Below are 13,890 nucleotides of genomic sequence, written 5' to 3'. Positions count from 1 at the left end.
GGGAAGCTCGCGGTTGACCTGAAGAAAATTTCATCCTCCGTGAAGCGGATTTTTCGCCGATTTGGCGTCCAATTCTTCAGCTGCGTTCACTTTTTCACGCAGGCCTTGAGGAGTTTTCATGAGCGTGTTGCGTTCACTGTTCAAATGGCGAAAGACCCTGCTGCTGGTGCCGATGACGCTGGCGGCGCTGGCCAGTGCGCCAGCGTTTGCCCAGCAGGTGGTGATCGTCCAGCAAGCCCCACCGCCGATGCGCATGGAAGTGATGCCCGGCGCGCGTCCCGGGTATGTCTGGGATCAGGGCCACTGGCGCTGGGAAGGACGCGGTTACGTGTGGATGCCCGGCCATTGGCAACCGGTGCGTCATGGTGCGCACTGGCGACCGGGGCACTGGCAGGCACGCGGGCCGAACTGGTTCTGGGTTGAAGGGCGCTGGGTGCGCTGATTGGCCGTCGACCTGCACACTTCTTCCATAAGGAACAACCCATGTCCAGAAGCATTAAAGCCTTGCTCGCCGCCGCACTGGTGGCGATCACCCTGTCCGGTTGCGTCGTCGAACCGGTCCGTCCGCACCGGCCACCACCGCCCGTGGAAGTGGTGCCGGTGATGCCTGCGCCGGGCTATCACTGGGTCGCTGGTCATTACCGCTGGGGTGGTCATGAATGGCGCTGGGTGCCGGGGCACTGGCGCGCCTACTGACCTGAAAGACTGGCGTCACTGCTGTGGCGCCACCACCTTGAAGGAAATGGCAATGTCATTGGACACCACGGTATCCGCCCACTCCCCCGCTCCGAGCCCGAATTCGCTGCGCTTGAGCACCAGCTCGCCGTCGAAAATGCCGATCGCGCTGTCCGGCTTCAGCTCGACCGGCACCTGCACCTCGCGGGTAATGCCTTTGACGGTGAGCAGACCGGCGACCAGATAGCGGTTGTTCGCCACGCGGGTAAAACGGCTGGATACGAACACCGCCTCAGGAAAGCGCTGGGTATCGAACCACGCCGGTTTCACCAGCTCGGTATTGGCGTCGTCGCTGCCGGCATCGATGCTGGCCAGGTCGATGTGCAGCGTGGTGTGGGCGTTGGCGAGGTTGTCGCTGTCGAACTGCAGCGTCGCGTCGAACTTGCCGAAGGTGCCATAGACCTGGTCGCCGAATTGCTTGTAAATGAAGCTGATCTTGCTGGCGGTAGTGTTGACGCGATTGTATTCAGCGGCCTGCGCGCAGGTCATGACGCACAGGCCGGTGAACAGTGCCACAGCGGTGAATCGGACACGCATGGGATTCTCCGGACAGGGCAAACCTTCGAGGCCTCGATTGACTTAAGCAAACAACCGGCAGTTGTGCCATGTCATCTGTCCGCCGGTGTGGCTCAGGCTCAGACCAGCCGCTCGATCTTCTGATGCTGCCAGACCAGTTTGTAATACAGCGTCTGCAACACCAGCATGCCCAGATACGCCACCGGAAACGCCATCCACACTCCCTGCAAACCGTACTGCCCGTCCAGCCAGTAAGCCGCCGGCAACTGCACGCCGACCACGCAGACGATGGCGATTGCCACCGGCACCAGCACCGTGCCGCTGGCGCGCATGATGCCGCCGATGATCGCCTGGAAACCAAACACCAGCAGGCTCCACAACATGATGTGCAACAAGTGCTCAGCCATCGCCCGGGTCGATTCTTCGGTCAGGAACAGTCCCAGCAACCAGTGCGATAACAGGTAACCGAGCACGATCAAGCCACCGGTCAGGCACACGTTGATCAACAGCCCGGTGCGCAGGATCGCGGCCAGGCGCTGCAGGTGCCCGGCACCGATGGCCTGGGCGCCAAGGATCGAGGCGGTGATGGCAATCGACAGCGCCGGAAACTGCACGTAGTTGACGATCTGCGTCACCGCGCCATACGCCGCCGTCGCCTGCGAGCCGTGCTGGTTGACCAGCGCCAGAATCACCAGCTCCGACAGCGACAACACGATCATCTGCACCCCGGTCGGCAGGCCGATGCGCAGCACCTTGCCCAGAATCGCCCTGTCCAGCCGCAGTGCCGCGAAGAACTCGCGGTCCGGCGCCAGCGGATGGTTGTTGCGAATCAACCGCCAGGCCAGCCACGCCATGGCCGACAGGTTGCCAGCCAGACCGGCGAAGGCCGCGCTCTGGATGCCCAACTGGGGCAAACCGAACCAGCCACGAATCAGCGCCGGGGTCAGCGCCAGCCCGACCGAGGTCGATACCATCAGCGCCAACAATGGCGATACGGTGTCGCTGACCCCGCGCAGCAATTGCGTGAACAGCACAAACACCAGCATCGACGGCAGAATCCACATCATCACGTGCGCATACGCCACCGCGTCGTCCAGCACATCCACCGGCGTCCCCAGCCCCTGCAACGCCTGCCGCGCAAAGACACTGCCCAGCACCGCGGCGAGCAAGCCGATCAACACCCCCAAGAGCAGCGTCGCCCCGGTGATTGCCTTGACCATGTGCGCCTCGCGCGCACCCCATGCCTGACCGATCAACACCCCGGCACCCGCGCCCAGACCGATCACCAGCGCAATGAAGAAAAAGATCACCGGAAACATCCCCGACACCGCTGCCAACGCCTGAGTCCCGAGCATTTGCCCGATGTAAATGCTGTTGACCGTGCCCGACATCGATTGCAGAAAATTGGACAGCACCATCGGCGCGAGGAACAACAGGTAGGTTTGCCAGAGCGGTTTGCGGGTGCCAGGGGTTTGCATTGAGGATCCGTCTCGGGGTGGGAGATGCGTTGGATATTACGCTAGATGCGCAGGTTAAAGTCGGTCGACATCGCCTCTGCGCAAGGCTTAAATGACGGCACTATTTTCCGTGGAACGCACCTGCCCATGACCCCGTTGCGAAATGCCCTGACCTGTTCCCTGCTGGTCGTTTTCAGCCACATGGCTGGCGCCGCCGAAGCCACCGCCCCCATCGAATCGTTGCGCCCCTTGCTGGCAACCTTGAATGAACGCCTGAACATCGGCGATCTGGTGGCACTGACCAAATGGGACAGCGGCAAGCCGATTCAGGACAGCCCGCGCGAAGCGCAGGTCATCGCCAATGCCCGCACTTTGGCGACCGAACACCAGCTCGACCCCGAAGACGTGGCTCAGTTGATCGCCGCGCAGATGGAGGCGAACAAACTGGTGCAGTACGGATTGCTCGCACAATGGCAAGCGGCCGGGGCGGCGCCGGACACCCCGCGACCGGATCTGGCGAAGCAGATTCGTCCGCGCCTGGACGAGTTGCAAACCCGCCTGCTGCGCCAGTACGCCGACTTCGCGCCGCACCGCCGCGAGCCGAATTGCCAGGCGTTGCTGGCCAAGGCTCGGCAGAGTCTGACCCACGACGCACTGCATGAACTGGCCCTGACCCGTGCCACTGGAGAGCTGTGCATTCGGGCGCCGAAGCTTTAAATCAGGGGTTGCGGCATACATCGCTGGCGTCGATAGTCACCATCACGTCAATGAAGTTCTCATAAAAAATCCGCGGCGTAACATCAGCTCCATACCAACCCAATACACCCCGGAGCACACGATCATGAAACGCCAAACCATCCTCGGCATCGCTTTCTCGGTTCTTGCAGTTAACGCTTTTGCAGCAACACCCGCTCACACCCTGGTCGCTGAAGGCGGCTCGGACAAGTTGATTGAAAGCCGTTTGGCTGAAGGTGGCTCGGACCGTCTGCAGGAACGCCGCGTGGCTGAAGGTGGCTCGGATCGTCTGCAGGAACGCCGCGTGGCTGAAGGTGGCTCGGATCGTCTGCTGGAGCGCCGTGTGGCTGAAGGTGGTTCGGATCGTCTGCTGGAACGCCGTGTAGCCGAAGGTGGTTCGGATCGTCTGCTGGAACGCCGTGTGGCTGAAGGTGGCTCGGATCGTCTGCAGGAACGCCGTGTAGCCGAAGGTGGTTCGGATCGTCTGATCGAAAGCCGTAACGCCTGAAACACCAGTTCTAAAGCAGTCAAGGAAAGCCCGGCCTGATCAGCCGGGCTTTTTCATTTTGTCGTTAGCAGGCGTGGTTCTTTTCAACAATCAGCGTCAGAACGGATCCTGCCCTGTAGAGCATCGGCGAAACTTCCGACGGCGCTTATCCGAAGCGACCGACTGGCAGCCCGACGCTTAATGCGCATACCATGCGGCCACAACGTCCAAACAGAATTTGCCTGCCCATGCTCAAAGCCAGTCTGAGAAGCCACCTGACCCTCTGGTTCGCCGGTTTGTCCCTGCTGACCCTGGTGAGCGTCGGCTTCTATGTCGGCCATATCGCCACCGAACAGATGAAACAGGCCAGCGGCAGTGCCCTGCTCAATACCGCGCGTTCGGCGGCGACGCTGCTCGGTGACCAGTTGCGCGAACGCCAACTGGAGGTTTACCTGCTCAGCCGTGCGCCGCATCTGGAACGTGGCGACCTCGACAACCCGGCGATTCTCAAGTCAATGCAACTGCGCACCCAGGCCCGTGCCGAGTATGCGTGGATGGGCGTGACCGATGCCGAGGGCCATGTGCATCAAGCGGTCAATAATTTGCTGGTCGGGCAATCGGTGCAGCAACGCCCATGGTTTCAGGCGGGTCTGCGGGGCGAATACACCGGTGACCCGCACGAAGCGGTGTTGCTGGCCAAACTGCTACCGGCAACACCCAACGGCGAACCGCTGCGCTTCATCGATTTCGCCGCCCCGATCCGCAACGCCGACGGCCAGGTGATTGGCGTACTGGGGGCGCACGCGCACTGGAGCTGGGTGACGCGCATCGTCGAATCGGCAGCGTTCTCGCATAAAAATGCCTCGCCGGATATCGAAGCGCTGATCATTGATCACGATGGCAAGGTGCTGTACCCGGAAGCGCTGATGGGCCAGCAACTGGCGGTGAATGATTCGAAGTCGCCGGGCTGGTCGGTCGGCAACGGTTACCTGACCAGCATGGTCACCGTACCGACGCCTTCGAGCACCGCGCTGTCATGGTCGATTGCCGTGCGCCAGCCATTGGACACCGCGCTCGAACCGGCACGCCTGCTGCTCTATAAATTGCTGCTGCTGGGTGTGGCCGCCGCCGTCGCGTTCGGGCTGGTGGCGTATTACCTGGCGCAGTACCTGAGCCGGCCCATCGAGCAACTCGCGCATTCAGCCAAACAGGTGCAGAACCAGCAGCCCGGCGCACACTTCCCGCTGCAACACCCGGTGCGGGAAATCGCCCAGTTGGGGCAGTCGATTGACGCCATGACCCAGTCGCTGCTGACCAAGGAACGCGAACTGCAGGAAGCCAACGCCTCCCTGGAAGCCACCGTCGCCCAGCGCACCGCCGCACTCATGCAGGCCAATGCCGAACTGTTGAACCTGGCGACCCACGATGCCCTGACCGGCGTCTACAACCGCCGTCGCTTCGACGAAAAAATCAGCGAGTACAGCCTGCTGTTCCGCCGCACCGGGCGACCGTTTGCCCTGCTGCTGATTGATGCCGACCATTTCAAGCGCATCAACGACACCTACGGCCATGCGATTGGCGACGACGTGCTGCAGCAATTGGCGCAACTCATTCAGGTCAGCGTGCGCGCCACTGATTTCGTTGCCCGTTATGGCGGCGAGGAGTTCGCCGTACTGCTGCCGGAAGTTGCCCAGCCTGATACGCCAGAGGTGGTAGCCGAAAAGATCCGTGTTGCCGTGGCACAGGCGCACTTTCCCAACATCGGACAGGTCACGGTAAGCATTGGCGTCGCGCTGGCCGATCCGGCGGACAACAGTCACACGATGCTGATCAAACGTGCCGATCAGCAGCTGTATCAGGCGAAAGCGGCGGGTCGTAATCAGGTGGCTTGATCAGCGAGGTGTAAGGAGTCGAGTTGCCCTCGCCGAAAAATCAAGGTTTCAAGTCATCGACAAGCTTTTTCATCACCAGATCGGAAACATGGGTGAACGCCGTGCGCAATGCCTCGGGGTCAGTCGCATATTGCTCAGGTGCATAGGCGATGGTGTTGGCGTCGTTGAACACTGAAATGGTTTCGAAGTTACGCCATACCGCAGAGCCATTGCGCTTGATGGACGCATTGGCGCCGATAACCGGGTACAGCACGGTGCTGTAGTTCTTCAGGGAAAGTCCCCACTGCATCACGAGGATTTCCACTTCGGCGTCAGCCTGCTCGCCCTCACCCACGACAGTGAAGACTCGTTCCTGCTGGATGCGTTTGACGAAACTCTGGCGGATCAACTGACTCAGGTAGATACCGTTGGCTTTCATATTGTTCTGGATCGCTCGGGAAATATCGCCAGTCAGCACATCGCCCGTTTTAGTACCGGCCACGGAGCCTGCCCCGGTCAGTGCTGCTGTACCGGCAGAGGATGCACCGGCCACCATGCCGGTTGCTGCGCCGGCACCCGCGCCCAGGCCTGCGCCCCATGCCTGAGTCATGCTGGTGTACTGGAAATTGTCGACCGCAACAAACACCGGCAACACCTTGAGGGTCCTGATTTGCTGGCGGTCTTCAGTGCTGAGGTTTTTGGTTACGCAACCAGAGAGCAATGCCAGCGCACAAACAATACCGAGAATCTTCTTCATATCAGGCAGGATCCAGAACATGGGTGACAGTCGTATCGCCCGCCACCTGCATTTCTTGAATCCGTATGAGCTGGAGAGTCAGGCTTGCGTGCCTGACCCGGATCAAACGAGCGAACTCAGGTATTGGTCTTCAACTTGGTCCACAACCGCGCAATCGCCGCCGGCCGCTCCTCCACGGTGAACACAACCTCGATGAGCTGGCATTGGGCGTGTTGGGGGTGCCGTTCGGACCACTGCTGAAGACGGGCGGAATTTACGTGTTATGCCTGCAACCGGCGGCGGCTTCGCATGCGGCGTGCGCGGTGGTCATGCAGTGGTTTGCCGCGCAGGTCGAGAAAACTCTTTAGTTGGCGAACTGCTGCAGATACGCCAGCAAATTATCGATCTTCTCCTCGTCACTCAGCCCCCAGAAAATCATTCGCGTGCCCGGCACCACGCCTTTTGGATCTTTCAGATACGCGGTCAGCGTTTCGCGGTCCCAGGTCTTGCCCGAGTTTTTCATCGCCTCGGAATACACGTAATTGGCCGAGGTTCCGGCTGCTCGGCCGATGATGCCGTTGAGTTGCGGGCCGAACCCCGGGCGCGCGTCCGGGCCAACCTGATGGCAGCCGCCGCACAGACGTGGAAAGATCTTCTCGCCGGCTGCCGGATCGCCTGCGGCGCGGGCGGTTGAGCTGAACAGCACGGCGGTTGCGGCCAAGGCAAGAAGAAATGAAGCGGTGTTTTTCATCGGGCAATCCAGAACGGTGTGATGCAGTCGAGGCAAGGCTAACATTTTGTGGCGAGGGCACTTGCTCCCGCTGGGTTGCGTGGCGACCCCAATATGGGCCTGCGCTGCAGGCCAGCGGGAGCAAGCGCCCTCGCCACAGGTGTATTTCACAGTCAGTATTTTTACAGATAAGCGCCGATGACCTTTCTGACGGTGATCAATGCCTGGCGCAAGACGTCCATCGGCACCGACCCCAACGCCAGCCGAATCGCATGCGGCACATGCGTCGACACCGCGAACGGCTCGGCAGTCGTCACCGAAATCTGCTCGTGCATCAATTCCACCACCATCTGATCGGCGCGCACGTCTTCTGGCAGCGGCAGCCACAAGAAGTATGAAGCTGGATGTCCGATGCACGTCAGCCCTTGCAGTAACTCAGTGGCAAGCATTTGCCGGGCCTTGGCGTCGTCGCGCTTTTGTTGTTCCAGCAGGGTGACGGTACCGTCATCGAGCCAGCTGCAAGCCATTGCGGTCATCACCCCGGGAGTGTTCCAGGTGGTGGCGCGAATGATCCGCTCCAGCGCCGGCACCGTGTGCAGCGGCGCGGCAATGAAGCCGACGCGCAGGCCGGTGGCGATATTCTTCGACAGTCCCGACACGTACACCGTGCGTTCCGGTGCCAGATCGACCAGGGTGCGCGGTGGGTTTTCCACCAGAAAGGCGTAGGCCGCGTCTTCGATGATCGTCAGATCATGGCGGCGGGCGAGCGCGACCAACTGCTCGCGCTGTTCGATCGGCGTCACCCAACCCAAGGGATTGTGCAAGGTCGGCATGCTGTAGATCGCCCGCAGTGAACGGCTGCGACAGAGCTTGTCGAGCGCCGCCAGATCCGGCCCGTGATCACCGGGCGGAATCGCCACCACTTCCAGATGCAGCGCTTCGGCCAGTACCTTGAAGCCGGAATAGGTCAGCGCATCCGCTGCAATCACATCACCGGGTTTGAGCAAGGCCATCAGTGTCACGGCCAACCCTTGCTGGGCACCGTTGACGATCAACACCTGCCCGGCATCGACCTGCACTCCGCGAGCCTGCAAATGCTGCGCAATGGAAGCGCGCTCATGCTTGCGCCCGGCGTGGGGTTGATAACGCAGCAAGGCTTCCAGATCACCGGACAGCGCCAGTTGGCGTAACGCCGTGCGCAACAGATCGGCCTGGCCGGGCAGCGATGGATAGTTGAAATTCAGATCGATCATGCCGACCGCCACGTCTTTCTGGTCGATGCCCTGCCCCGGCGACAACGTGGTTTCGCGGACAAATGTCCCGCGTCCGGTTTCGCCGCTGACCAGCCCCATTGCCTCAAGCTCGGCGTACACCCGCGACGCAGTGACCAGCGCCAACCCCGCACTCGCTGCCAGTTCCCGGTGGGTGGGCAGTCGGGTTCCGGGCGCCAGACGCCCCGCGCGAATGTCTGCGGCGTAGGCGTCAACGAGCGTCTTGTAGCGCGAGCGCGGCATGCTGGATGTATCCATGACAATTATTTGATTGTGCTGATTCTCAGCCTCAGCATGGCTCGAAAGCAACCCACCTTTTGAGCGTGACCTGTATGGAACGGACTTCGAACCTGGTTAATCCCGCCCTGGAAAAAACCAGCGGCTGGATCAATGGCTTTATCGGCGTGCTGATCTTCAGCGGATCGCTACCCGCCACGCGTCTGGCGGTGCTGGAATTCGATCCGGTGTTCCTCACCGTCGCGCGCGCAGCCATTGCCGGCGTGTTGGCGCTCATTCTGTTGAGGCTGTTTCACGAACGACGCCCGACACGCGATCAGGGGTGGTCGTTATTGATTGTGGCCTTGGGCGTGGTGCTGGGGTTTCCACTGCTGACGGCATTGGCGCTGCAACATGTGACGTCGGCGCATTCGATCGTGTTTGTAGGATTGCTGCCACTGGCGACGGCGATTTTTGCCGTGCTGCGTGGCGGCGAACGTCCGCGACCGGTGTTCTGGGTGTTCTCGATTCTCGGCAGCGCGTTGGTCGTGGGCTTCGCCCTGTCACAGGGGCTGACCGCTTCGCCCACCGGTGATCTGCTGATGCTCGCCGCGATTCTGGCCTGTGGCCTGGGTTATGCCGAAGGCGCGAAACTGTCGCGCGTCCTCGGCGGCTGGCAGGTTATCTGCTGGGCGCTGGTGTTGTCGCTGCCAGTGATGACGGTGCTCAGCCTGTGGCTGGCGCCCGTCTCGTTCAACCACATCAGCCTGTCGGCCTGGCTGTGCCTGGCCTATGTGGCGCTGTTCAGCATGCTGATCGGCTTTGTGTTCTGGTATCGCGGCCTGGCCCAGGGCGGAATCGCGGCAGTGGGTCAGTTGCAATTGCTGCAGCCGTTTTTCGGTCTGGCGCTGGCGGCGACGTTACTGCATGAGCAGGTCAGCGTCGGCATGCTGGCGGTGACGCTGGGCGTCATCCTCTGCGTAGCCGGCGCAAAGAAATTCGCCAGATAACCCCACCGCCCCTGTAGGAGCTGCCGCAGGCTGCGATCTTTTGATGTTGATCTTTTAAAAGACAAGATCAAAAGATCGCAGCCTGCGGCAGCTCCTACAGGGAGGATCAGTGCTGTTCGACGCCCGCGCGTTTCAGCAGTTTCTTGCAGCGCTCGGACAGATGAAACACCTGCAACTCCTTCCCGGCCTTGGCGTAACGCTCGCGCAAGGTCTTCAGTGCGGCAATCGCCGAATAGTCAACGAAGCTCAAATGCCGGCAATCCAGCGTCACCCGGGCCGGGTCATTGGCCGGGTCGAACTGGTTGAGAAACGGCGTGGTCGAGGCGAAAAACAGTGTGCCGTGCAGGCGATAAAGTTTGCTGCCGTCGGCTTCCAGGTGTTCATCGGCGTACAACTCGCGGGCCTGCTGCCAGGCGAAATTCAGCGCGGCGATGATGATTCCGCAGAGCACGGCAGTGGCCAGATCGGTGAACACGGTGATGCTGGTCACGGCGATGATCACCAGCACATCGTTGAGCGGCACTTTGTTCAACACCCGCAACGAGGCCCATGCGAAGGTCTGCTGCGAGACCACGAACATCACGCCCACCAGCGCCGCCAGCGGAATACGCTCAATCAGCGGCGACAGAAACAGGATGAACAGCAGTATCAACACACCCGCGACCACCCCGGACAAACGCCCACGGCCGCCGGAGCTGAGGTTGATCACGGTCTGGCCGATCATTGCGCAACCGCCCATGCCACCGAACGCGCCGGAGACCACGTTCGCCGCGCCCAGCGCCACGCATTCGCGATCCGGATAGCCGCGGGTTTCGGTGATTTCGTCAGTGAGGTTGAGGGTCAGCAGGGTTTCCAGCAGACCGACCAGCGCCATCAGAATCGCGTACGGAGCGATGATGCGCAGGGTCTCCAGGCTCCATGGGATGTCGGGCAAGGCGAAAGTCGGCAGACCGCCGGCGATGTGCGCCATGTCGCCGAGGGTGCGCGTCGGCAGGCCGAACAGGTAGACCAGCAGGCCCACGCCGAGGATCGCCACCAATGCCGGCGGCACCGCGCGGGTCAGGCGCGGCAGTAGGTAGACGATGGCCATGGTCAGCAGCACCAGCCCGGTCATCAGGTACAGCGGCGTGCCGCTGAGCCAGTGTTCACCGTTCTTGAAATGCTCCAGTTGCGCCAGGGCAATGATGATCGCCAGGCCATTGACGAAACCGAGCATCACCGGATGCGGCACCATGCGCACCAGTTTGCCCAGGCGCAACAAGCCGAACGCCATCATGATCAGGCCACCGAGCAACACGGTCGCCAGCAGGTATTGCACGCCGTGCTGCACCACCAGCGCGACGATCACCACCGCCATCGAACCCGCCGCACCGGAGACCATTCCCGGCCGGCCGCCGAACAATGCGGTCAACGTGCAAATGATGAAGGCGCCGTACAGGCCCATCAGTGGATTGAGATGCGCCACCAGCGCGAACGCAATGCATTCGGGCAACAAGGCAAACGAGGTGGTGAGTCCGGCCAGGACATCGGCGCGCAGACGTTGTGGTTTCATGGCTTACCTGACTGGCGGCCGACGAGCGCGGCCGCTGATGTTCACGAAAATGAGGGGTGCGGATGTTACGGAATAGTTCGGAATCGGGCCAGCGATCGCTGACACCGTTAGCCGTGCGATTTATCCTGACGCGCTTGTGCCTCCTCCGAGTATGACCATGACTGCATGGCTGACCGCCCGCGACGTTTGCCAGCGCTTGCGCGAGGCTGCGCTGGGTGTACTGATGTTCAACAGATCCGAGAGGCCCGGTGATGCCGGACTGGTTGCGGTCGATATCGAAGGCTGGCAGTTGCTGCTGGACTTTGAGGGCGGACGCTTGCACCACTGTGAACAGGCCCGCGCCCCGGATGGCCGCGAGGGGACATTGGCAACGTGGCAGCGTTACGGCACCAATCCAGTCGACCTGCTGAGTACCTGGGAGCTGGCGCAGATCGAGCGATTGCTGGCGCGACAGTGTTGAACTCGATCAACCCTGACGCAGATCGAGCATATAAGTGTAATAGCCGGTATCACGCACATAACCCAGCGACTCGTACAAACCCTGCGCCATCAAGTTGTCGGTGGCGGTTTCCAGCACCAGACCTTTGGCGCCAGTCTGCAAGGCAAAGTCGCGGGCCGTGTTCATCAGCAATCGCCCGACACCGTGACCACGGGCTGCGGGCGTGGTGAACAAATCACTGAGCAGCCAGGTGCGGTGAGCGTCGATCGAGGAAAACGTCGGGTATAACTGCACAAAGCCGAGCGCATCGCCCTGTTCATCCTGCGCGAGGAAAATCGCCGATTCTTCGCCAGCCATGCGCTCAGCGATGAAGGCGCGCGATTGCGTCAGGTTCGAAGGTTGCTGATAAAAGCCACGATAGGCGTCGAACAGTTTTGCTACAGCCTCCAAGTGCGTCGCCGTAGCGCGCAGTGCGTTGATGGCCATGTTCCCTCCCCCGACTTTTTGATGATCGAATCAGCATAGCGCTCTCGAACGAGTGAGCTGGCCTCATCGCTATATAGTTTTGTATATTGCGAAGCCAAATTTGCCAGTATTCGTCCATGCCATTCATTCACACCGCATTCCCATGAGCGCCATCCGCGTACGCAACGAGCAACTGATCCTCGCCGCCGCCAGCGAAGCATTTGCCGCCAACGGTTTCGATGCCACTCAGACCCGCGACATCGCCGCCCGTGCCGGCGTGCCCAAGGCCAACCTGTATTACTACTTCCAGACCAAAGAAAACCTTTACTCCAAGGTTCTGCTGGGGTTCGTCGAACCGCTGCTGGAAGCCTCGGCGGCGTTACGTGAAAGCGACGATCCGATGATCGGCCTGCGCGCCTACGTCGCCGCGCGCATCCGCATCGCCCGTGAACACCCGGCGATTGCCAGGGTTTTCAGCGGCGAGCTGCTGCTGGGGGGCCGCCAGCTACCGACCGAATGCCGCGACCTGCTGCACGCCGAAGCCCGGCGCAACGTCGACTGCCTGCGCAGCTGGATCGACCGCGGCCTGCTGGCCCCGGTGGACCCGGAACACCTGATGCTGTTCATCTGGTCGGCGACCCGCACCTACACCAACATTGGCTGGCAAATGGGCTGCATCACCGGGCGTGAAATCCCCCAGGATGAGGACTACGCGATAGCAGCGCGAACCATTACGCGGCTGGTGCTGGAGGGCGTCGAGGCGCCGCGGGTCGGGGCGATTCGCGGCGTGTTGTTTGCGACTTGAAGCGGGAGAGCTGCTGCGCAGCCCGGCGCGAGCAAGCTCGCTCGCCACAGAAGGTTTGCGCTGGACATGGGGATTGGTGATTACCATCAATCATTGTAGGAGCCAGCCTGCTGGCGATTGGGTGGGTACAGCTTGCATCTTCATTAACAGATCCACCGCCATCGCTGGCAAGCCAGCTCCCACAATGATATGTGTTGTTCAAAGACTTCGTGATCCATGCCAAACCCTGTGGGAGCTGGCTTGCCAACGATGAGGCCAGCAAGAACAACAGAGGTATTTTCGGGCTTCAGAAAATGACCTCGGTTGCGGGTTTGACGTCAATGCGTCCGGTGGCCCCCGTCAGGTGCGCCAGATCCTTGTTGTGTTCGGCGATGATGTCTTCGGCGCTCATGTTGCCGTTGTCGAGAGTGGAATGAGCGTCTGCCACGAGGACGACGTCGTAACCCAACTGATGGGCCTGGCGCACGGTGGCGTTAACGCAATAGTCGGTTTGCAGGCCGCAGATGATCAGGCGCTCGAAGTCTTCGCCGGGCAGCAGTTTGCCCAGCTCGGTCTGGTAGAACGAATCCGGGGTGGTTTTGCGTATGCGCAGGTCTTGATCTGCCGTCAGCAGGCCATCGGCGAGTTGCCAGCCTTCGGCTCCATGGGCCAGCGGGCTGTCCTTTTCTTCATGCTGCACCAACACCACCGGCACGCTAGCCTTGCGCGCGCGCGTGCTGAGCTGGTTGATGATGTCGATGACGCGGCGAATGTCGAAGCACTGATATTGGCCCGAGCAGAGAGCCTGTTGGACGTCGATGATCAGCAATGCGCTAGACATGATGGGCCTTCCTTGATCGAACGTTGAAACCGGGGCGGAGCAGCG

The 13,890-nt window shown here is 61.2% G+C and carries 16 protein-coding genes and 1 pseudogene; 9 read left to right on the top strand and 8 right to left on the bottom strand.

Features of this window, described 5'->3' with window-relative positions; all coding sequences use genetic code 11:
* The first annotated feature begins 118 nt into the window (after positions 1 to 118).
* Together ACYZUM_RS07410 and ACYZUM_RS07405 are read left to right on the top strand one after the other, a co-directional pair.
* Positions 119 to 442 (top strand): YXWGXW repeat-containing protein, encoded by a 324-nt coding sequence (locus tag ACYZUM_RS07410; RefSeq protein ID WP_041074788.1) that lies wholly within the window; start codon positions 119 to 121, stop codon positions 440 to 442.
* A 41-nt stretch (positions 443 to 483) separates the two neighbouring features.
* Positions 484 to 696 (top strand): YXWGXW repeat-containing protein, encoded by a 213-nt coding sequence (locus ACYZUM_RS07405; RefSeq protein ID WP_095666916.1) that lies wholly within the window; start codon positions 484 to 486, stop codon positions 694 to 696.
* A 15-nt stretch (positions 697 to 711) separates the two neighbouring features.
* Here ACYZUM_RS07405 and ACYZUM_RS07400 read toward each other — a convergent pair whose 3' ends face one another.
* Positions 712 to 1,272 carry a YceI family protein gene (locus ACYZUM_RS07400; RefSeq protein WP_108182361.1) on the bottom strand — a complete coding sequence of 187 codons (561 nt, stop codon included), beginning with the start codon at positions 1,270 to 1,272 and terminating at the stop codon, positions 712 to 714.
* 98 nt (positions 1,273 to 1,370) lie between these two features.
* A complete protein-coding gene (locus tag ACYZUM_RS07395) occupies positions 1,371 to 2,729 on the bottom strand; it encodes an MATE family efflux transporter (protein WP_108182360.1) in 1,359 nt (452 codons plus the stop codon).
* A gap of 126 nt (positions 2,730 to 2,855) precedes the next feature.
* Between ACYZUM_RS07395 and ACYZUM_RS07390 the strand changes: the two genes are divergently transcribed.
* The 3 genes from ACYZUM_RS07390 (at position 2,856) to ACYZUM_RS07380 (ending at position 5,822) form a co-directional block, all read left to right on the top strand.
* The gene (locus ACYZUM_RS07390; protein WP_108182359.1) at positions 2,856 to 3,425 is read left to right on the top strand and encodes a chorismate mutase; all 570 of its coding nucleotides are present in this window, start codon (positions 2,856 to 2,858) and stop codon (positions 3,423 to 3,425) included.
* A gap of 124 nt (positions 3,426 to 3,549) precedes the next feature.
* On the top strand, positions 3,550 to 3,951 hold the full coding sequence (locus ACYZUM_RS07385; RefSeq protein ID WP_108182358.1) for a hypothetical protein: 402 nt from the start codon (positions 3,550 to 3,552) through the stop codon (positions 3,949 to 3,951).
* A 227-nt stretch (positions 3,952 to 4,178) separates the two neighbouring features.
* The gene (locus ACYZUM_RS07380) at positions 4,179 to 5,822 is read left to right on the top strand and encodes a sensor domain-containing diguanylate cyclase (RefSeq protein ID WP_108182357.1); all 1,644 of its coding nucleotides are present in this window, start codon (positions 4,179 to 4,181) and stop codon (positions 5,820 to 5,822) included.
* A gap of 40 nt (positions 5,823 to 5,862) precedes the next feature.
* Here the strand turns inward: ACYZUM_RS07380 and ACYZUM_RS07375 are convergent, their stop codons facing one another.
* A complete protein-coding gene (locus ACYZUM_RS07375) occupies positions 5,863 to 6,558 on the bottom strand; it encodes a hypothetical protein (RefSeq protein ID WP_473061306.1) in 696 nt (231 codons plus the stop codon).
* Between the two features lie 212 nt (positions 6,559 to 6,770).
* Here ACYZUM_RS07375 and ACYZUM_RS07370 point away from each other — a divergent pair.
* A pseudogene (locus ACYZUM_RS07370) lies at positions 6,771 to 6,905 on the top strand (LysR family transcriptional regulator); the annotation flags it as partial.
* On the opposite strand, the gene ACYZUM_RS07365 reads toward ACYZUM_RS07370, so the two are convergent.
* Entirely contained in the window at positions 6,902 to 7,288 is a 387-nt protein-coding gene (locus ACYZUM_RS07365; RefSeq protein ID WP_108182355.1) for a c-type cytochrome, read from the bottom strand. The pseudogene ACYZUM_RS07370 and the gene ACYZUM_RS07365 overlap by 4 nt on opposite strands.
* A 161-nt stretch (positions 7,289 to 7,449) precedes the next feature.
* Positions 7,450 to 8,781: an aminotransferase-like domain-containing protein gene (locus tag ACYZUM_RS07360; RefSeq protein ID WP_108182354.1), complete on the bottom strand. Its 1,332-nt coding sequence runs from the start codon at positions 8,779 to 8,781 to the stop codon at positions 7,450 to 7,452.
* A gap of 89 nt (positions 8,782 to 8,870) precedes the next feature.
* On the opposite strand from ACYZUM_RS07360, the gene ACYZUM_RS07355 reads away from it, so the two are divergent.
* Complete coding sequence (locus ACYZUM_RS07355) at positions 8,871 to 9,764, top strand: DMT family transporter (RefSeq protein ID WP_108182353.1); 894 nt, start codon at positions 8,871 to 8,873, stop codon at positions 9,762 to 9,764.
* Between the two features lie 106 nt (positions 9,765 to 9,870).
* Here the strand turns inward: ACYZUM_RS07355 and ACYZUM_RS07350 are convergent, their stop codons facing one another.
* Positions 9,871 to 11,316 (bottom strand): SulP family inorganic anion transporter, encoded by a 1,446-nt coding sequence (locus tag ACYZUM_RS07350; protein ID WP_108182352.1) that lies wholly within the window; start codon positions 11,314 to 11,316, stop codon positions 9,871 to 9,873.
* Positions 11,317 to 11,473: 157 nt separating this feature from the next.
* Between ACYZUM_RS07350 and ACYZUM_RS07345 the strand changes: the two genes are divergently transcribed.
* Positions 11,474 to 11,776: a DUF7693 family protein gene (locus ACYZUM_RS07345; protein ID WP_041074257.1), complete on the top strand. Its 303-nt coding sequence runs from the start codon at positions 11,474 to 11,476 to the stop codon at positions 11,774 to 11,776.
* Between the two features lie 6 nt (positions 11,777 to 11,782).
* Here ACYZUM_RS07345 and ACYZUM_RS07340 read toward each other — a convergent pair whose 3' ends face one another.
* The gene (locus tag ACYZUM_RS07340) at positions 11,783 to 12,241 is read right to left on the bottom strand and encodes a GNAT family N-acetyltransferase (RefSeq protein WP_108182351.1); all 459 of its coding nucleotides are present in this window, start codon (positions 12,239 to 12,241) and stop codon (positions 11,783 to 11,785) included.
* Positions 12,242 to 12,383: 142 nt separating this feature from the next.
* On the opposite strand from ACYZUM_RS07340, the gene ACYZUM_RS07335 reads away from it, so the two are divergent.
* Positions 12,384 to 13,025 (top strand): TetR/AcrR family transcriptional regulator, encoded by a 642-nt coding sequence (locus ACYZUM_RS07335; RefSeq protein WP_108182350.1) that lies wholly within the window; start codon positions 12,384 to 12,386, stop codon positions 13,023 to 13,025.
* A gap of 286 nt (positions 13,026 to 13,311) precedes the next feature.
* Here the strand turns inward: ACYZUM_RS07335 and ACYZUM_RS07330 are convergent, their stop codons facing one another.
* Positions 13,312 to 13,845 (bottom strand): cysteine hydrolase family protein, encoded by a 534-nt coding sequence (locus ACYZUM_RS07330; RefSeq protein ID WP_108182349.1) that lies wholly within the window; start codon positions 13,843 to 13,845, stop codon positions 13,312 to 13,314.
* Positions 13,846 to 13,890 lie beyond the last annotated feature (45 nt).

The organism is Pseudomonas sp. m6p (assembly GCF_055760375.1).
The sequence above is the reverse complement of the archived record's forward strand: the minus strand, read 5'-3'. Positions and strand labels throughout refer to the sequence as shown.